Raw genomic sequence first — 19,662 nt, forward strand, 5'->3', positions numbered from 1 at the left:
GAACATCAAAATATGAACGCAAAAAAAGAATTACAAGTAAGTGCGATCGAAAATGGAACTGTAATTGACCACATTCCAGCAGAATATCTTTTTCAGGTAATTAATATACTTGGACTAGACAATTGTGATAATTCTGTAACCTTCGGGAACAATCTTGAAAGTAAAATATTGGGTAAAAAAGCCATCATCAAAATTGCTGATAAATTCTTCGAAGATGACGAAATCAATAAAATTTCATTGATTGCTCCTCATGCAAAACTAAACATCATCAAGAACTACCAGGTAGTTGAAAAGAAAATTGTTGAGTCGCCTGACAAAGTGATTGGTATTGCAAAATGCATGAATCCAAAATGTATTACAAATGTAGAGGATGTCACAACCAGATTTAAGGTAATTGAAAAAACTCCTATTACTTTAAAGTGTCACTATTGTGAAAAAATTACTGATCACAAGCATATTGAAATCATTTAATTGCATTGTGATTTTCTTGTTAGTTAAAAAAGCCCCTAGTGGGCTTTTTTTATTTTTCTACCTTTGCAGCAAATTATAATATCGATCATTAACTATGATACAAAATATAGAAGAGTTTAGAGAGTTGATTTCTGCTGCAATAGAGAATGGACAAAATGGAAAAATTAAGGCTTGTAAATCAGCTTTGCGCAATATTTATTCCTCCATTAAGAATAATCCTTTTCTGCTATGGGAAGACTCTTATGTATCTCAATTGGGTAAAGCAATTATCATGATGATTCATTGGGATATGATTGATGATGAAGACGAAAATATTGGATTGGCTCACCTTGCATATTTATATATTAGCAAGGCAATTGAAAAAGAAGAAAACATACAGCCAGAAAGTGATAAATGCGAACTTTTTCGTTTAAGAAAGGACCGAATTATCATCATGAAAAGCTTCGATGATTTCTTCGTAGAGAGTTTACAAAACTTCTATTTCGCAGATAATAAAGCCACCGATCTGGATACCTACAACGAGCAAAGAAAAGCTGTTCTAAGCCGTTTGCCTTTTATGCAATTTTCAGATATCTACCTAATTGAACAAGATTATCCAAACCTACGTGATGATGAGTTTCTTTTGGAGTTGGCAAATATGATTGAACACGATCAGGAATTTACCAATGAAAACTTAAATGAAGCCTTTCTACTTCATAAAATACTGTATAAATTCACCTATGAGGAATTGAAAAAAGGAGAATTCGTTTATTAATAAAGCTGATGTACTAGAATACAGAGACGTAAATTCATACGTCTCTTTTTGTATACAGCAAGTTCATTTCATAAAAAAAGACTTTTTTATCTGCAAAACATATCATTAGTTACTGAAGTTGAATTTTTCTTTCTATCTTAATGCTTTAAATGCATAGGTGTATATAAAATCGCTGAGTTTTTCCTATGTGAGGTTGGATTGCAAACAAAATATTATCAGCAAAAAACAATAAACAACAGCATTTTATGAGTATAGAAAAATACGACCTTGTTGTATTGGGAAGTGGTCCTGCAGGCTTCTCGGCAGCAATGCGTGCAATTGATTTTGGCAAATCTGTTTGTCTTATCGAGGCACAACATCTTGGTGGAGCTGGAATTATGAACGGAGCTCTTACCTCAAAAGCAATGTGGGAACTATCCAGAGACTATTCCATTGCCTCATCAGTAATGAGGGGGTACCGAGCATCTGGTTTGAATGTTGATTACAAGCAGGTACAAAAAACCATTATGCAAGCAGCTAAACAAAAGCAATTGCAAATGCTTTCTCAGATTGAAACCTATGCAGAACCAACTGAAAAGTTTGGAAATATCACTTTAAAGTATGGTTGGGGAAAATTTATCGATTCGCATACAGTAGAGGTTAAATCTGCAAAAAATACAGAGCTTGTTCATGGTGATAACTTTATTATTGCAACGGGATCGAGACCACGCCCAATGCCTGATGTTGAAATTGATCAGGAAAGAATTATTGATTCGGAAGGAATTATGAATCTAAAAGAATTTCCTGAAAGGATGATTATTTTAGGTTCGGGGATTATTGGTTGTGAATTCGCTACCATTTTCTCCAATTACAATCAAACAGAAGTACACCTACTCGACCGACAGCACAAGGTAATTCCATACGAAGATGATGATTTAAGTAGCTTTGTGTCGAGAAATCTTGAGAATAATGGTGTAATTATCCACCATACAGCTAACTTAAGATGCATTAGAAAACGACCAGATTTTCTGGAAGTAGTGCTTGATTACCAGGATGGCCATTCAAAAGTAATTGAAGTAGACGTTGCGTTGGTAGCCATTGGTAGAATTCCAAATCTTGACAATATCGGTCTTGAAAATGTAGGTATTGAAAGAACCGACCGAGGTTATTTGAATATCAATGAGGTTTGTGCAACCGACGACTTTAAGGCATGTAATATTTTTGCTGCAGGTGATGTTTCAGGTCACGCACAGCTCTATTCCGTAGGTGAACTACAGGGAAGATATATTGTGGAAGCATTGTATGGAAATCTGGATTATCCGTTAGACTATTCCAACATGTCTACTTTAATGTTCTTTAAGCCCGAAGTTGCTGCAGTTGGATTAAACGAAAAAGCTTGCCAAAAAAGAGACATACCTTATAAAGTTGCTACCTACTCAAATTCACTAATAAACAGAGCTATTGCCATGAGAGCAGTTGATGGTTTTATTAAAATTATTGTTAGTGATGACGGTAATGATCGAATTCTAGGAATGAGAGCAGCTGGTCCACAGGCCTCTACATTAATTACTTCCATAGCCTACCAAATCACTCAAAAAGGAACCTTAAAAGACATCCGACAAAATGTTCATCCACACCCAAGTATTAGTGAAGGAGTACAGGAATGTTTAAGGGTTTTCGAGGAAAAATCGATATACAAACCCAAAGCGTTTCCAGATTTGATAAAATTGAAAAGCTGGAAACCTGAGAAGGTAAAAGAAGCAAAAAACAACACCCCAAATAGCTGATTGTATTTGGGGTGTTTGCATTTATAATCTAATGATCATTATTCAATTTTATCCGTATTTCTGTATCCTGCATTATCCTTATACCAATCAGGATATAATTCTCCACCACTCTCGGCCCATTTGGCAAAATGATTATAGCCTTCGATAATCTCTACCTTCTCTTTTGTGTATTTAAATTCGTGAGCAATTGCAATGGCCCAAGGCAATCCTTTGGGTGATCTATAATCTCCATCTGAATCCAGGTTGGTTACACTTTGACTGGAATAGGGCTCTCCCAATGAAGTTCTACTATGATTTGACAAATGAATTTCTTTTGTTCTATTTCCATTCACAATCAGGAAAGGGTTAAAAGGACTTGTTCCAATTTCATCCAAATCCAAAGGTTCTGTGAATCGTATATTAATCGTTAGCTCATTATAATCTGGATCAGGTTCACTGGTTTCATTTCTATAATTCTGCGACTGATCAAATGCAATAACTACAGCTTTTTCCTGGTTTGCCTCCAAGCCATTGGCTTGTACATCTATGTAATCTGATCTGATATCAGTACCGGTAACACTTTCAATCTGTTTAGGCAATAAATTGTCGAACTGAATACCAAAGCCATTATTGAATGAAGCTCCCTTAACATGTTTCACCCAAAACTTAGCCTCCATTCGAACTGCTTTGTTATCCAGATTAATCATCATGGTATACCTGTAATTTACCACCAAATCATTAAAATCATAATCTCCTTTATATGGCCACAAATCTTCAAAAGCAAGACTTCCCCATCCATATTTTGTTGGCGTAACCGTTTTTAGACACACCTCAGGGTCATTGGGAAACTCATCGATGTCATCAGGACAACCATCATTGTCAGAATCTCCAACATTCTCGTATTCCAAAGGTGTTTTTGTAAGGTCATTAATTGCCAATTCATTATCCGGATCACGGGTATCATACCCTCCTGTTTGCGTATCCATTACATACAAACTTGAAGGTGTAAAATTATCAGCAACCCAAATATCCGGAGTTTGTTTCGTATCGATACATAAAGAAGTTGGTGTAAAAGGCAAGTTATCCGCACTTTTTCGAACTGCATTCACTTCGTTCGAGCCCTCGTTAAAAGTTAAAGCATATAAACCACCAAAGGTCGACATGTACCAGTTTCCATCTTTTCCTTTTGCAATATCTCCTCCTCCTGTATTGTTCAATCCATCATCAATATTAAATGTTTCCAATACACTTCCATCAGTAGGATTTAATTTATAAATGTAGTCTTTATTAGAAAAGTACAAAAAGCCTTCGTCATTGGCATATTCCAAACGAGGACCACCAAAACCCAAATTGCTATTGATAATGGTTGGTTCCGACACTGCATAATCATTCTCAACATCTACATCATAACGATACAACTTGTAAGGTTTACCACGTCCTATGGTATAAAACTGATGATTGTGAAAATCCATAGCTACAGTCCACGTACCTTCAGCCAAATCACGCTTACGAACTGTCGTCATGTCTTCTGGATTCACCGTAAAAAGCTGTCCACTACCATTTACACACCAAAGAATATCACTTGCCAACCCAGCATTTTTTGTTGTGATTTTTGGTCTGGACTTGGTTTTCAAATTACTTCCATTAAAGGTCAAACTTAAAGGACGTTCTTCGGTAATATCATTTGTATAGGTACTGGCAAATGCACCTTTGTAATATTTCTTTAGGAGTAATTTCTTTACATTGGTTGGAACGGATAAAGAGACATTTGCTTTTCCACCTGCTACACGAACCACGCCCAATTCAATGGTATTATAATGATCGGCTACAGGCACTTCATTGCTAACGGTATTCCCCTCATCATCGGCATACTCAATCTCCTGCCAACCAATTACATCCTCATATGAGTAGATGTAATAATAGGCTCCATCATCTGAATCGTTTATCTCCAGCTTTAGCTCTCCGGTAGTTTTAAAATCAAATTGATCGGGAATATTCAATTGCCCTAATAAGGTATTATCTGATACAGGATCTACCGGGGGCTTATCTGGTTCCTGTGAAGGTGTGCAGGAAAACAATCCTAAAAACATTACGAACAATAAAATGCTCCAAGTAAATTTCTTCATAGCAATTATTTTATAGTCAATTTTAATCCGTAAAATCATACTTACGCAAGTAATAAACATTTGTTAGAACAAAATGTACCATTATGGAAAAATGATAGATTCCAAAATAGAGAATTGACCTTATGCACTGATTTTTGTAACTTATAATTGGTCAATAATCAATAAAACAATCAGATGAACTACGTGGAATTTATAAAACTAATTACCAATGGGGAATGGCGCAATGTGGAATCGCAAGAGGTATGCTCATTCTTTTGGACTGAACCAGATCAATCCATAAATATTAAATTCATATCAGGTGAAAAAGCTGGCAAAACCGACTCTCATAAATTCGTAAAGTTATACTTGAGCAAAGAACAGCAAGAAGACTGTCATGCCTTGCAATTTCAGAGCAATTTATTCACCAGTAAATTCAGTTTAGAATCGAAAGACAGCCACCTGTTTGTATCCTCAAAAGTTTTTGGTGATATGGAATTGGAAAGGCATAGCTAGCTCTTCAGATAAGCTAAAATTCGAGTACAATTGAATCCATCTTATTTTGGAAAATTGTAACATGATCAAGCTCCTTAAAATGCTTTGTGAATGCAGATTTATTTTTCGGATTAATGTGCATCAGAACCATTTGTTTGGGAGCTATATACTTGTTCAGAATATCAATACTTGCTTTTCCATAAGCAAAAAACAAACGTTCCACTAAAGCGATATCGATATTTTCATCTTGTAAGTTAAAAGTTGAATATTCCTTTTCGTTTAAAGGATTGGTATCCCCACAATGAAAGACTTTTACGCCATCTATATCCAATACAAATCCTAAATTCTCGATATTTCGATGACGATTTATTTTTCCTCCATTAATCGTATCCTCCTCCATATAATGACTGTGCTCCAATCGGCAAATACGTATCGGAATATCATTGACTGTAAGTTTCTCATCGCAATATTCGCCAGGAGTGCAAAGAGTTACTCGATTTGAAAATTCCTTGTAATTCTTATTCTTTGCCAATATCTCTCCTACTTGTTCGGGGCAAAGCAAATAAGCCTTTTTGTTATGCAACATATGGCTTACTACCACATCCACATTAAAATGATCGCGATGCTTATGACTTACAGCAATTAAATCAATATTATTGAATGGTGCTTTGGCATGCTTTAATGCATGTAAGGTACTATCGTTGGGAGAATCGCACCAATTACCATCAATATGATTGAACAGGGCATCAAACATGATTTTTTTATCACCAGTTTGCAATAAAAAACCTTCATTGGAAACATAGGTAAGTTTGCATTGCTTTTGAGCCTGCGAATTGGTAAACAAAGTACATAAAACCAGAAATAGAATTAGCCTTTTCATACGGATGTATTTTTGAATGTTTATTGTTCTCCTAGAATATAACTTTAATCATCTTACTACACATGCTTTTAGACGATTAAAGTTACATACTCGTTACAGTTGATTTCTACTTATTGTGGTGAATATTCGAATACTATGGCATTAGCATCATCCAACAGATTCTGTTCATCCCTATTCAATTCCAACTCCCTGATTAATTTCTCCTTTGTAGGGAAATAGGTAGCAAATAAGCACATTAGTAATACAGCAAACCCAATAAACAGAAAATTGGCAAATAGTAAATTGGCAATAATTGCAAAGAATGCTGCACCTTCAATCATTGCAAGCTTTATAATCTGAGTCGATCGATAAACACCTAACTTCGAGTTTAAATCCTTCTCTTTTCTGCTCGCCTCCAATCTTTTAGGTACAATTATCTGACTTGCTATAAAACATCCAATAAAAAAGATGGGCACGAGAATGAAAAATATATCTTCCAATTCAGCATCGGGAGCAGTTGCTCCATTCATTTGAGTTATGAAAATGGTTATGCCTGCAAAAGTAATTTGCCCAAACAATAATGCTCCATGTATGATATTTAGTCCACGCAGGTATTGTTTAAAGTTTTGTTTGATAACACTCATTGATTTTTTGTTTAGGTTTAATAAAGTCTGAATTTAACTGTATCAAATCAATTAACAAAATAAAAGCTCAACCAAAAGGTTGAGCTCACTACAAATGTCTTTTTTCTGCTTATTTAGTGCTATGTTTCTTGCAAAGTTCAATCATTTTTTCCTGCATCATTTTATTTTCAGGATCACTTTTCAAAAGAATTTCCAATTGATCTTTGGCAGTAAGGTATTCTTCCATACTCTCCAAAGACAATACATTCCTGTACTTTAGTCTATCATCCTTGGCCAATTCGCCAATTTTTCCTGCGTAATTAGCTGCCTTCTCATGCAAGTTCTCTTTGGTAAGCATTTCCCAAACTCTATTTACCTGCTCGCTATCGGTATGGTACTGCTTTGCCTCCTCACCTTCAACTACTCGTTGATAAGTTGCAATGGCATCTTCAAGCGATTTCTCTTTCATATCGGCATACAGTAAATCCGACAGGAATTTTTTAGGAGCTCCTACCTTTATCACTTTAAACTGATCGTAAACCAAAGTGGCATTTGGAGGAATCACATCTCCTGCTCCCTTGGAACCATACGCCAAAGAATCCGGTAAAATCGCAACTACCTCATCGCCTTCACGAAGCAACATGCTTATTTCGGTAAAACCTTTAATCAAACGAGAATAATCAGCTGTATAAGTAAATAATGAATCAGGCAACTCATTGGTATTCCAAACCACCTTTTCATCAACCTGAAGGCTTAAATAAGCGCCTACTTTGCATCCGGTTTCAACCTTTCGCCCCTCTCCTTTTTTAAGATAGAAATACTTTAAACCACTAGCCGTTTGAATGGTATCGCCCAAAGCAATTTCTTTATTTATTGATTTTTGATTGTTACAAGCACTTAGCAATACCAGTGCCGTAAATAAAATAGAATAAATCGTTTTCATAGTGTTGTTATTATGTGGTATCTGTACAATCAGAATTCCAAATGTAAGAAATAATAAAGTGGTGGAACATAAATCACAAATGGAATTTTATCCTGTACCTTATTACAATTCGATTATTATTCCTCTTAAATACCATTCATTCCCAACATCTAGCCGATCTTATTTAATTTCCTTAAATTTAAATGAATCAAATAGGCAATGTATGTGTTACGATATACAAGCAAAATTAGAGGCTCAATTAAAAAGAGCTCGAAGGTTAAATCAGGCTGAAGTCATTCGCGAATTGGAGACCGAACTGGAACCATATATTACCAACTGGCATCATGTATCAGGATTTGCTCACCCCAATTTGATCATTTATACAAACGAAACTCTGATTTACCAACGATAGCATCTTGGGGGTTAATACCAGATTGGGTTAAGAATGAAAATCAAGCCAATGATTTAAGAAGAAAAACCATTAATGCCAGGGGCGAAAGCATATTTGAGAAACCTTCATTTCGAAAATCGGCTCAATATCATCGTTGTTTGATTTGCGTTAATGGCTTCTATGAACATCATCATAAGAATGGAAAAAAATTTCCCTTTTTCATCCAGATTGAAAATAGAGAACCTATGAATCTTGCCGGACTTTGGAACAATTGGACAAACAAGCAAACTGGTGAAATTCTGAAAACTTTTTCCATTGTAACGGTAAAAGCCAATCCTTTTATGGCAGATATTCATAACAATCCCAGGCTTAACGAATCAAGAATGCCTTTGATACTCAGCGATGATAATGCGGACCTTTGGATTCATACCTCATCGAATTCAAAGGATATGGATAGAATTAAATCCTTAATCAAATCTTCCCAAACAAATTTAATAGCACATACAGTTCACCCTTTGCGAGGCAAACACTCGTTTGAAAATTCTCCAAAAGCAAGCGAAGTGTTTCTTTATAACGACTTGAATAGTCTTTTTTAAACGCCACTAATTAAAAATAATAATGCATATTCGATTATTACACCATTTAAATTTCATAGTGAGCACAAGTGAAACACCAAGCTTAATCACTGACATATAATCGATTAGATGTTTTGAGTGATACACTCAAATGACAATTGTGAATTAATAATCGATATTATTTTTGGAGAATAAAAAAATTTACATACTTTTACTTTGAATTTCAAAGTACTTTTTATGAAGCAACAAAAATACATTGATGATTTAAATGAAATTAAAGAGATGATGAACAAATCATCCAAATTTATTTCATTGAGTGGTTTATCAGGAATTTCGGCAGGAATTATCGCATTAGCAGGTGCCTATTTTGCATGGATCAACATCTATTCTGAAACTGGCTACCAAAATTTTGATCGTGCTCTGTTAAGTTGGGAACAACTTATACAATTAATAGGCATAGGTGTAATTACATTGTTACTTGCAGTTGGCTTTGGAATTTTCTTTACTCGACTAAAAACCAAAAAGACCAAGCAAAACATATGGGATTCACAAACCAAAATATTGCTAATCAATTTACTTATCCCCCTTTTGAGCGGCGGAGTATTTTGCCTGTTGATATTACTTAAAGGTTACATAGGTTTAATAGCTCCTTTAACCTTGATTTTTTATGGTTTGGCCTTGGTAAATGCAAGTAAATACACCCTAACCGAAGTTCGAAGCCTGGGAATTCTAGAAATCATTTTAGGATTAATTGCTACTTATTTTATAGGGTATGGCCTGATATTTTGGTGCATTGGATTTGGAATCCTACACATTGTGTATGGTATTATTATGGAGGTAAAATACAAGTCGTGAAAGATATTTTAAAAGATTTAAATAAAGCTTTTGAGAACCGAATTCGACTTGGAATCATGTCGGCCTTGGTGGTAAACGATTACCTGGATTTTAATGCCTTAAAAAACCTTTTAGGCGTAACTGATGGTAATTTGGCCAGCCACCTAAAGTCTTTGGAAAAGACCGAGTACATTCGCGTTCAAAAAGAATTCCTGGATCGCAAACCAAATACCAAGTATAGTGCAACAAATGAAGGGAAAGCAGCATTCCTAAAACACATAAAAGCCATTGAGCAACTATTGAAATAATTTTTTTTATCATTCTACTTTGCATTTCAAAGTACTTTTAAAAACACAATATATGAACACAGAACAATCACCATTCGAAAAATTAGGCAGCTGGCTAAAACAATCCGTTGGATTAAAACTTTCTACTATTACCATTCTTATGCTTTTGCTTCTTATTCCTGCAAGCATGATCAAATCCATCATTCACGAAAGAGAAAGTCAAAATAGATCGGTACTCCGCGAAGTAAGCTCCAAATGGGCCAATGAACAACAATTAAATGGTCCTATATTGACTATTCCTTTGGTATATGAATATCTAAACAATGAAAATGAAACCATTCATAAAACCAAACACCTACACATTTTACCAGACCAATTAAATGTTAATGGAAATATCGAACCCAAAACTTTGAAGCGTGGTATTTACGAGGTCGTTGTTTACAGCAGTAAACTGAAGGTTTCGGGACAATTTGATTTAAATGCAAAAATTGATCAAAGTGGACTAAAGGAAATCCAATTCGACAAAGCATTCATAAGCATTGGTATTTCTGACCTAAGGGGAATAGAGGATCAAATTCAACTCCACTGGGGGAAAGATAAAGTATCGGTTCAACCAGGATCACGACTGCCCAATATGATGCCTTCTGGTGTAAGTCTTGATGTACCGAACTTGGCAGAAGATTTTACCAAAACAGTTAACTTTTCTTTTGATTTAAACCTACAGGGTAGTCAAAATCTTTCCTTTATACCAGTTGGTGGAAGCACACAAGTTGAGTTAGAGTCTCCATGGTCCTCTCCTAGTTTTAATGGAAACTTTATTCCTAAAACTCGTGAAGTTAGCAATAAGGGGTTTACAGCCCAATGGAAAGCCTTATTACTTAATCGCAACTACCCTCAATCGTGGGTGGATAGAAATATGGCAGACAGAATGCAGGATTCCAGTTTTGGTGTAGACCTAATTATGCCTTTAGATGATTACCAAAAAGCCACTCGATCGGCTAAGTATGCTGCAATGACAATCTCTTTAATCTTCCTGGTATTCTTCCTGGTAGAAATTCTCAACGGGAAAAAAATTCATCCATTTCAATATACTTTGGTAGGTTTAGCACTTTGCCTTTTCTATGTTCTGTTGATATCAATTTCGGAACATACTAATTTTAATATCGCATATTTTATTTCTGCAGGAGTTAGTTCCTTGCTCATCTCTCTTTACTCCACAAGTGTTTTTAACTCATTAAAGTTTACAGCGATATTGTCATCAACAATTCTTGGAATTTACACTTTCCTTTTTGTTACCCTTCAACTTGCTGACTATGCATTGCTAATGGGTAGTATAGGCTTAACAGTTATTCTTGCCATCACCATGTTCTTTACCAGAAATATCAATTGGTACAAACTACATGTGAGTGCTGAATAATTCCTATTAAAATCCGATTGAGAAATGAATAAAAAAAGCAAATTCTCCATTAAGGCTCAGCTAAACAGTTTCAAACATGCTTTGCGAGGTTTAAAAATTACAATTAAAGAAGAAGACAATGCCAAAATTCATTTGGGGATTGGCATTATCATGTACGTTCTTTCTGCTGTTTTGAAACTAAAAAAAATAGAAATCATCGCAGTGCTTTTCTCAATCGGGTTTGTTATAGTAGCAGAACTATTTAATACAGCGATCGAAAATCTATGTGATTATATTCATCCGGATCGTCACAAGCAGATCAAAAAAATAAAAGATATTTCGGCAGCAGCAGTATTAATTAGTGCGATTACTGCTTTCCTTGTCGGGTTAATGATATATACAAATAATTTAATAATTGAATCGTTAAATTTATTGTAAAAGCATTATATTTAATGTATTAATAAATTTATATCATTACTAACCCCTATTCCCAATGAAAAAAATACTATTAATCCTGATCATTCAGCTGACGAGTCTAATCTCAATTGCACAAATTAATTTTAAATCAGGCTATTTTATAGATAATAATGGAAAAACAATTCAATGTTTAATAAAAGATGTTGGATGGAAAAACAATCCTACAAGTTTTAACTACAAAATCAATGAAACTGCAGAAGTACAGTCTGCAAACATAAATGATGTGAAAGAATTTAGCATTACAGAATCAGTTCATTTTATTCGTTATGATGTTAATATTGATAGATCTTCTGAAATTCTAGGGAAATTAAGTTCCAATCATGAACCAAAATACAATCTTGAAACATTATTTCTCAAAATAATTATTACAGGAAAAGCAACTTTATATAAATATGAAGACAAGGATATTATAAGGTTTTTCTACTCGATTAATCATTCAAATCCAACACAGCTCGTATATAAAAAGTACTTAAGCAATAGTAAGTATATCCATTACAACAAATCATACAAAAACCAACTCCTTCAAAATTTTAAATCATCTATTCTTACAAGAGAAAGTATTCACAAGATTAATTACAAACAGAAAGATTTAACTTCAGTTTTTAATGCATATAATATAAAGCATGACCCAAACTTTACAGTTAATATTCCGAAAGAAAAGGACAGGTTTAATTTTTATTTAATCGCAGGCATTGACCAATTATCTCTTTCGGTTAAAAGTATAAATTCAACTACAAACTTTGGCAATAAATCTCATATTAAACTAAGTTTTGAAGCTGAGTATATTCTTCCTTTCAATAATAACAAATGGAGTGTTTTTATTGCTCCATCATTTGTAAATTATAATGCAACAAAAGAGATATCCATACAAACTGCAAAAGTTGATTACAAATCATTAGGACTTCCAGTTGGATTAAGATACTATCTCTTTTTTAACAAATCGAAAGTACATATCGATGGACTTGTTTCTTATAATAATGATTTTAATTCAGAAATTAAATATTCAGCTAGTCAAGCGGTTTTTGAGTTCGAACCTAACTATAATTTTGGTTTTGGAGTAGGTTACGATTATAAAAACTTAGGAAGTATAGAGGCTAGATACTATACAAAAAGAAATCTTACAAATAATGCACCGGCATACACTACTCATCTTGAAAACTTTTCTATCATCCTAAAGATCAAAGTTTTTTAACGTTTAAATCATTCTAAAATACAAACAAACACTCTTTTTTTTACAAAAGGTTTAAAACATGAATTTCTATCAAAGCATCTCAAAATACTACCATTATATTTTTCCTTTGAATAAAATGCAGCTCGATTTTATTGGGAAAAGCCATCCTCAAGCTAAAGATCAACTTTCCGTTTTAGATATTGGCTGTGCCATAGGTGATTTATCATTGGAACTAGCTAAATCTTATCAGACGGTCACTGGCATAGATCTGGATAAAGGGATGATTGACAAGGCAATCACCAAAGGAAAGAACTACAAAAATCTTGAATTCCGTTTGCAGAATATGCTGGAGCTTGATACTGCCTTTGGATCAAATTCGTTCGATATCATTGCCTGCTTTGGAAATACATTGGTGCACTTGAATTCAGATGAAGAAGTTTTGCAATTCTTTAAAAATGCCAAAGCCGTTTTAAAGGAAGATGGTAAACTACTATTTCAAATCATCAATTACGACAGAATCATCGATCAGATGATTGATCACCTGCCTACCATTGAAAATGAGGTCATAAAATTTGAACGCAACTACAAGTATCATTCCTCATTGGGAAAAGTTGATTTTGAAACCATACTAAGTATTAAAGAAAATAATAACAGCATTCAAAATTGCATTGCTTTATTGGCGCTCAGAAAATCAAAAGTGGAAGAACTACTGCAAAAAGCAGGTTTTTCAAGTATTTTATTTTACGGAAACTTTAAACGGGAAAATCTTACAGAAAACAGCATGCCTTTAATTATTGAGGCAAGTTAATGCCCTAAGTATCTGCTTTTACATATCGTTATTTTTTAAATCCTTCATATCCTACAGAAATGAAAGTTAAACTCGTATTGCCTTCACTCACCGAGGCGAAGAGCCCATTTTGGCGTCCAATTAAATACTCCTTGTTCCCTCCTCTTGGTTTAGCAACCTTAGCATCTTACCTTTCTGCAGAGGATGAAATTGAACTCGTAGATCAACATGTAGAAAAATTACATATCGATGACAATCCCGATTTGGTCCTAATTCAAGTATATATTACCAATGCAAAGCGAGCTTATAGAATTGCCGATCATTACAGAAAACGTGGGGCATTTGTAGTTTTGGGAGGTCTACATGTTACTTCACTGCCAAATGAAGCAATCCAACATGCAGACACTGTGATTCTAGGACCTGCAGAGCAATCCTTTCCTGAATTTCTGCAAGATTTTAAAATGAAAAGAACTAAAAAATTCTATCATGCAAATAATGGAAGAACCATTGAAAACCAACCAGTAATCAGGAGAGATTTGATCAAACGAGAAAAGTACTTAGTCCCCAACTCTCTATCCATATCAAGAGGCTGTCCTCATCACTGTAGTTTCTGCTATAAGGATGCCTTTTTTAAAGGTGGAAAATCATTTTACACACAACGAGTAGATGAAATTCTTGCTGAAATTGATCGACTTCCAGGAAAGCATCTCTACTTTTTGGATGATCATCTTCTGGGCGATCCAAAATTGACTGCCACACTATTTCGTGAGATGAAGGGAATGAACAGAGTCTTTCAAGGAGCTGCTACTGTTGAATCCATTCTTAAAGGCAATTTATTAGAATTGGCCGCCGAAGCAGGCTTAAGAAGCGTATTTGTAGGATTCGAAACCTTCTCGGAAGAGAATTTGCGCCAAAGCAATAAAAATCAGAACCTAAAACAAAGCTATGAGTTGGCTGTTAAAAGACTGCACGATTTAGGCATCATGATCAATGGTAGTTTTGTTTTTGGATTGGACAATGATAATAAGGATGTATTTAAACGAACGGTTGACTGGGGAGTAAACCATTCAATTACCACAGCAACATATCATATCTTAACACCTTATCCGGGCACGAAGCTCTATCAGGATTTAGAGAAGCAGAATCGTATTCTTACCAGAGATTGGGATTTATACGACACAAGACACACGGTATATGAAAGCAAAAATTTAAGCGCAAAAGAATTGGAGGATGGATATGAATGGGCCTATAAGGAATTTTATTCCTGGCAGAACATTTTCAAATCCTCTTTCGCTCATGATCATCTTACCCATCAACTAAAACATTTATTCTATACCGGCGGATGGAAAAAATTTGAACCACTATGGAATTTCATCATCAATACAGGAGGTTTGAAACGAATGTTGCCACTATTGGAATTGCTTCTTTGCGAAGTTGACAAGGCCAAAGCAAATATTTCTGACAATGCTCTATACAAATCATTTCAATGATTTTTCGTATATTCTATATTCCATAAACTTTAAACCAGAATTGAAATGAAGTATACCGTTGAAATAGAAATTAACAAGCCTATTGATGAAGTCGTAAAATTATTCAATTGTAAGGATAACCTTTTTAAATGGATGGAAGGTCTGCAGAGTATAGAACACCTAACGGGAGAACCTGGAACAAAAGGTTCTACTTCAAAAATGATTTTCAAACAAGGGAAAAGAGAAATGGAAATGCTTGAAACAGTAATCACCTTAAATCTTCCTGAAGAGTTTATTGCAAGCTATAAAGCAAGAGGGGTTTACAATTTGGCTAAAACCACTTTTCTGCCTTTAGGCGATCACAAAACAAAGTACCTAAGCGAACAGGAATTTCAACTGAAAGGGCTGATAAAAATATTTGGATGGCTTATGCCTGGAGCCTTTAAAAAGCAAACCGAAAAATACCTGCAAATGTTTAAGGAGTTTGCCGAAGAACAGTAATAAAAAAGCCATTTACCGATAAGTAAATGGCTTCTTCATATTCTTTTATTTGATTAGAATCCCAAACCAAATCTTCCCCAATATTCATTCTCCAATTCTTTCCAACGCAGCATTGTAGCTCCTGTAAAGTCTTTGGTGAATTTATTTAGAAGTGTGGTTGCTTCTTCTTTCTTGCCTTCTTCTAATAACTTCTTGATTTTAGCTTCAAAATACTCCGCATCGCTAAAGCCTTTGTCTTCAAAGTAAGCCACTTCTTCCATCATGCCTTTTCTGGTTTTTTGCCATTGCAAAGTAGCCAATTTGTTGGCCTTTCTGTATTGCCAGATTGCAGCATCTTCTCTGTATCGTTTTTGACCACAGAAATTAAAGCTCTCAGGAAGTTTCGTAGTTCCTGAATAAATTGGAATACGAGGGCTTTGTGCTGGATTATCGAAAGAGAACCAAGCTCTACCACCAATTTCATCAGGCAACCAATCTCTCAACTGAATGATATGAGAATAAGAACACCATGCAACAGCAACCGTTCTCTGATACTCGATGGTTCCCTCTTTAAGGAAATTGCGTAAGTTTCTGTGATCTCTTGTTGGCCATGGGTGAGCATTTGGAGCGATAATGGTATCAGCACCAATCTCCTCTTTCTTATCGTTGTATTTTTTCTTCACCACTTTTAGGTTTTGAGTCATATCATACTCAGTACCTTCATAGGTTTCGCGATACAATGCTATTACGTCGCGTACAGAAACTTTCTGATCTGGTTTTACCGAAAATGGCAATTCATCCGCTTCAAAATCCAATTTTAATGATGGAGCCAAAGCATTAAGAATGAAAAACTCACGAATCTTAAATGGTTTATCAACCTTACCATATGCTTTCCAGAACTTGAATTCTTCTTTACCATCCCATCTTTTAAGCTTCTTTGCAACAGAGAATACATTATCTGAATACATGAAGTAATCCTTGTTCTTTTTCTCGATCTTGCCAATTCTTGAAATATTTGCCGATACGCCAACATGATCATCAGGAATACGCTGAGCAGCCCAAACCCCTCCGATATTTTCATGACCTTCGCCAAAAATTTCCATTTGCCAAACCTCATGCTTGTCTGCAATGGTGATGCACTCACCCCAATCGCCGTAACCATATTCTTTGATTAACTTGCCGATTAATTGAATCGCATCACGAGCAGTAGAGCAACGCTGTAAAGCAATTCGTTCCAACTCTTCAATCAGGAACATTCCTTTTTCGTTCACCAATTCTTTAGGACCAACAATGGTAGTTTCACCAATTGCCAATTGCTTTTCGTTTAAACATGGATAAGCAGTATTTAAATATGCGTATGTTTCTTTCGCTTGTGGAATGGTACCTACAACATTCATTTTTCTTCGATCCCAAGCAGTTTCAGTTTTCAAGCTACCCTTGTAAACTTCCATGGTAGTATCCTTCTCGAACTTCTGTCCTTTCTCAACCTCTAACCAGGTTCTGTATCGTCCATCACAGGTATGACTTGTAATTACAGATCCATCGGTTGATGCCTTTTTACCCACCATGATACTGGTACAACTCTCTCCAAAAAACGGATCGTTTACCTGATCTAAAACTCCTTGTGCAACAACACTTGCCGGCAATATGCAAAGCATGGCAAATGCTGCTAATAGTAACTTTTTCATGTGTTTGTTGTTTAAATGTATGCCTCAGTTTTAAAATTGAGCTCTAAAAGTAATTTATTCTCATTATTCTTCCAATTGTACAACAAAATGATTGATAATGCTTTTAAACAAGTATGCATTTATGGGTACATCACCCTACTTGTTGCAGATACTTGCAAAATTTCGAAGCATAACCATCACTTTTAAGTTTCATTAACTTTTATTCAATCCATTTAGCACTCTTCTACCCTACATTTGTAACATACAAACAGAGATGTTTTTTCATAGAATTAGATTTAGGTTAGTAAATAGTGCTTAGAGAAAATCCCGAACTTTGAACAGGTTCGGGATTTTTCTTTTATAATATTCTGCCCTCAACTTAAGCTTGGAATAAATGGAAATAGTTGGTGCGACGTTCATGCAAACTAAATATTACGGTACGCTGTACCTTTTTTCATTTCATTCTAATTTTTCTATAAATATTCCGGTACTCCGTACCTAAATTTCTTTAAGAATAAAGCAGCAGAGCTGCGAAACATTTATAGAACTACACATTTATATATTTAATGAGGTGCAGCGCACCGTGATATGAATCACAATATTCTAATCACTTTTAAGTTTCATTAACTTTTATTCAATCCATTTAGCACTCTTCTACCCTACATTTGTAACATACAAAACAGAGATGTTTTTTCATAGAATTGGATTTAGGTTAGTAAATAGTGCTTAGAGAAAATCCCGAACTTTGAACAGGTTCGGGATTTTTCTTTGGTAATATTTTGTACTCAACTAAAGCTGATAGAGATTACAAATAGTTCACTATATCTATAATCCTATACATTCAACACTTCTCATCCTGTCATTGTAATTATTCATACCTTTGGGCACATCCAAGTTTAGCAGATCGTGAGAGTATAGAATAAATCAAGAATTCATGTCGAAATACAGGTATTTTTTTCATATCGCCTACAAAGGCAGTAATTACAGAGGTTGGCAAAAGCAGATTAACGCTACAAGTGTGCAAGAAAGCATTGAGGATGTGTTGAGCAAGTTTCTGAAGGAAAAAATACATTGCATGGGTTGCGGCAGAACCGATGCCGGCGTTCACGCATCGCAATATTACTTCCATATCGATGTGAGTCACCAGATTGATGATAATCTATTGTTTGCCATTAACCGAATGCTTCCGCCCGATATTTCTGTTTTCGATTTTCAGTTGGTTGAGCCACAAAATCATGCACAACATAGCGCCAGTGAGCGTACTTACAATTATTTTATTCACACCAGTAAGAATCCGTATTTGAGCGATATCTCCTCGCTTTATTCTCTTGATCTGGACAGTAAGAAAATGCAATTGGCTGCCCAACTCTTAATTGGCGAAAAGGATTTTCGTGCCTTCTGCAAAACGCCCGATCGACACAATCATACCATTTGCAAAGTAAGCAAAGCACAAGTTTTCAAGAGTGCTGACACAGGTTCTTTGCGATTCGAAATTACTGCCAATCGCTTTTTAAAAGGAATGATTCGAATCATTGTTCATCAACTGCTTGAGCTTGGACAAGGTAAAATGAGCGTAGAGGAATTTGAACAGCAATTGAGCCAACAAATTACGCCTTCCCCATTGAATTTGGCATATCCACAGGGCTTGTACCTATCAGAAATTAAATATCCCTTTTTAGAACAGAAAAATTTATCCAATCAGTGTATCATGATGGATTTGAAAGACTGGATTCTTGTTTAGCTCTCCTTTTATAGGTTTAATTATCACAACCGTTAAAAACTATATTGTGTTCAAAAAACAATTATCATCATTTAATGCTCAAGCCGCACGGCTCTTACTTTCTGCATTGATTAGAACGTAAGCAATCCCGAAGCTTCGGGAAGGGCGAGTAAGCCCAAACCACTTCTACTTGAAAAATTTAAGTGCGGCGGAGTGATCTTCTCCCGATTATGATTTTTGTTGCATTTGCTTCTCAAATGCTTACAAAATCTATTTCGGGATCAGCTTCCCCTCCCGAAAGCTTTCGGGATTACTAAAATTTATCCTGCGGATAAGCGGCTTGTCCTTCCCATGCCCCTACCGCAGTCCGAACAAACAAATATACATCTACACTTCACAAAGAGATGAAATTCTTAGTAGGCTTGTGACTTGGAGCT

Annotated in this window: 20 protein-coding genes; 15 read left to right on the forward strand and 5 right to left on the reverse strand. The window is 35.2% G+C overall.

From position 1 onward, the window contains the following. Positions 1-12 precede the first annotated feature (12 nt). The 3 genes from pyrI (at position 13) to NQ163_RS04390 (ending at position 2,991) form a co-directional block, all read left to right on the forward strand. A complete protein-coding gene (gene pyrI, locus NQ163_RS04380) occupies positions 13-471 on the forward strand; it encodes an aspartate carbamoyltransferase regulatory subunit (protein WP_268189063.1) in 459 nt (152 codons plus the stop codon). A 94-nt stretch (positions 472-565) separates the two neighbouring features. Continuing rightward, the gene (locus NQ163_RS04385) at positions 566-1,225 is read left to right on the forward strand and encodes a hypothetical protein (protein ID WP_268189064.1); all 660 of its coding nucleotides are present in this window, start codon (positions 566-568) and stop codon (positions 1,223-1,225) included. A 245-nt stretch (positions 1,226-1,470) separates the two neighbouring features. Further along, positions 1,471-2,991: a dihydrolipoyl dehydrogenase family protein gene (locus NQ163_RS04390; protein WP_268189065.1), complete on the forward strand. Its 1,521-nt coding sequence runs from the start codon at positions 1,471-1,473 to the stop codon at positions 2,989-2,991. Between the two features lie 38 nt (positions 2,992-3,029). Here the strand turns inward: NQ163_RS04390 and NQ163_RS04395 are convergent, their stop codons facing one another. Further along, a complete protein-coding gene (locus NQ163_RS04395; protein WP_268189066.1) occupies positions 3,030-5,096 on the reverse strand; it encodes an LruC domain-containing protein in 2,067 nt (688 codons plus the stop codon). Positions 5,097-5,270: 174 nt separating this feature from the next. Between NQ163_RS04395 and NQ163_RS04400 the strand changes: the two genes are divergently transcribed. Further along, entirely contained in the window at positions 5,271-5,588 is a 318-nt protein-coding gene (locus NQ163_RS04400) for a hypothetical protein (RefSeq protein ID WP_268189067.1), read from the forward strand. A gap of 13 nt (positions 5,589-5,601) precedes the next feature. Here NQ163_RS04400 and NQ163_RS04405 read toward each other — a convergent pair whose 3' ends face one another. The 3 genes from NQ163_RS04405 to NQ163_RS04415 form a co-directional block, all read right to left on the reverse strand. Beyond that, positions 5,602-6,447 carry an MBL fold metallo-hydrolase gene (locus NQ163_RS04405; RefSeq protein WP_268189068.1) on the reverse strand — a complete coding sequence of 282 codons (846 nt, stop codon included), beginning with the start codon at positions 6,445-6,447 and terminating at the stop codon, positions 5,602-5,604. Positions 6,448-6,557: 110 nt separating this feature from the next. Further along, positions 6,558-7,070, reverse strand: coding sequence for a hypothetical protein (locus NQ163_RS04410; protein WP_268189069.1), 513 nt, complete (start codon positions 7,068-7,070; stop codon positions 6,558-6,560). Between the two features lie 109 nt (positions 7,071-7,179). Continuing rightward, positions 7,180-7,992, reverse strand: coding sequence for an FKBP-type peptidyl-prolyl cis-trans isomerase (locus NQ163_RS04415; RefSeq protein ID WP_268189070.1), 813 nt, complete (start codon positions 7,990-7,992; stop codon positions 7,180-7,182). Positions 7,993-8,194: 202 nt separating this feature from the next. On the opposite strand from NQ163_RS04415, the gene NQ163_RS04420 reads away from it, so the two are divergent. The 10 genes from NQ163_RS04420 (at position 8,195) to NQ163_RS04465 (ending at position 15,859) form a co-directional block, all read left to right on the forward strand. Then, the gene (locus NQ163_RS04420) at positions 8,195-8,383 is read left to right on the forward strand and encodes a hypothetical protein (RefSeq protein WP_268189071.1); all 189 of its coding nucleotides are present in this window, start codon (positions 8,195-8,197) and stop codon (positions 8,381-8,383) included. A gap of 14 nt (positions 8,384-8,397) precedes the next feature. Further along, on the forward strand, positions 8,398-8,958 hold the full coding sequence (locus NQ163_RS04425; protein ID WP_268189153.1) for an SOS response-associated peptidase: 561 nt from the start codon (positions 8,398-8,400) through the stop codon (positions 8,956-8,958). Between the two features lie 216 nt (positions 8,959-9,174). After that, positions 9,175-9,792, forward strand: a complete 618-nt coding sequence (locus NQ163_RS04430) for a hypothetical protein (RefSeq protein WP_268189072.1) — start codon at positions 9,175-9,177, stop codon at positions 9,790-9,792. Continuing rightward, positions 9,789-10,079, forward strand: a complete 291-nt coding sequence (locus NQ163_RS04435) for a winged helix-turn-helix domain-containing protein (protein ID WP_054719939.1) — start codon at positions 9,789-9,791, stop codon at positions 10,077-10,079. The genes NQ163_RS04430 and NQ163_RS04435 overlap by 4 nt, the downstream gene beginning before the upstream one ends. A gap of 52 nt (positions 10,080-10,131) precedes the next feature. Continuing rightward, the gene (gene creD / locus NQ163_RS04440; protein ID WP_268189073.1) at positions 10,132-11,475 is read left to right on the forward strand and encodes a cell envelope integrity protein CreD; all 1,344 of its coding nucleotides are present in this window, start codon (positions 10,132-10,134) and stop codon (positions 11,473-11,475) included. A gap of 24 nt (positions 11,476-11,499) precedes the next feature. Further along, positions 11,500-11,892 (forward strand): diacylglycerol kinase family protein, encoded by a 393-nt coding sequence (locus NQ163_RS04445; protein WP_268189074.1) that lies wholly within the window; start codon positions 11,500-11,502, stop codon positions 11,890-11,892. Positions 11,893-11,947: 55 nt separating this feature from the next. Beyond that, positions 11,948-13,123: a hypothetical protein gene (locus NQ163_RS04450; protein ID WP_268189075.1), complete on the forward strand. Its 1,176-nt coding sequence runs from the start codon at positions 11,948-11,950 to the stop codon at positions 13,121-13,123. Between the two features lie 58 nt (positions 13,124-13,181). Then, a complete protein-coding gene (locus tag NQ163_RS04455) occupies positions 13,182-13,910 on the forward strand; it encodes a class I SAM-dependent methyltransferase (protein ID WP_268189076.1) in 729 nt (242 codons plus the stop codon). A gap of 59 nt (positions 13,911-13,969) precedes the next feature. Then, positions 13,970-15,379, forward strand: a complete 1,410-nt coding sequence (locus tag NQ163_RS04460) for a B12-binding domain-containing radical SAM protein (RefSeq protein ID WP_268189077.1) — start codon at positions 13,970-13,972, stop codon at positions 15,377-15,379. A gap of 45 nt (positions 15,380-15,424) precedes the next feature. After that, entirely contained in the window at positions 15,425-15,859 is a 435-nt protein-coding gene (locus tag NQ163_RS04465) for an SRPBCC family protein (protein ID WP_268189078.1), read from the forward strand. A 53-nt stretch (positions 15,860-15,912) separates the two neighbouring features. Here the strand turns inward: NQ163_RS04465 and NQ163_RS04470 are convergent, their stop codons facing one another. Continuing rightward, positions 15,913-17,526, reverse strand: coding sequence for a dipeptidase (locus NQ163_RS04470; RefSeq protein WP_268189079.1), 1,614 nt, complete (start codon positions 17,524-17,526; stop codon positions 15,913-15,915). A gap of 913 nt (positions 17,527-18,439) precedes the next feature. Here NQ163_RS04470 and truA point away from each other — a divergent pair. Beyond that, complete coding sequence (truA, locus tag NQ163_RS04475) at positions 18,440-19,246, forward strand: tRNA pseudouridine(38-40) synthase TruA (protein WP_268189080.1); 807 nt, start codon at positions 18,440-18,442, stop codon at positions 19,244-19,246. Positions 19,247-19,662 lie beyond the last annotated feature (416 nt).

It is taken from the genome of Marinifilum sp. D737 (assembly GCF_026672275.1).
In the GTDB taxonomy this organism is placed as follows: Bacteria; Bacteroidota; Bacteroidia; order Bacteroidales; family Marinifilaceae; genus Marinifilum.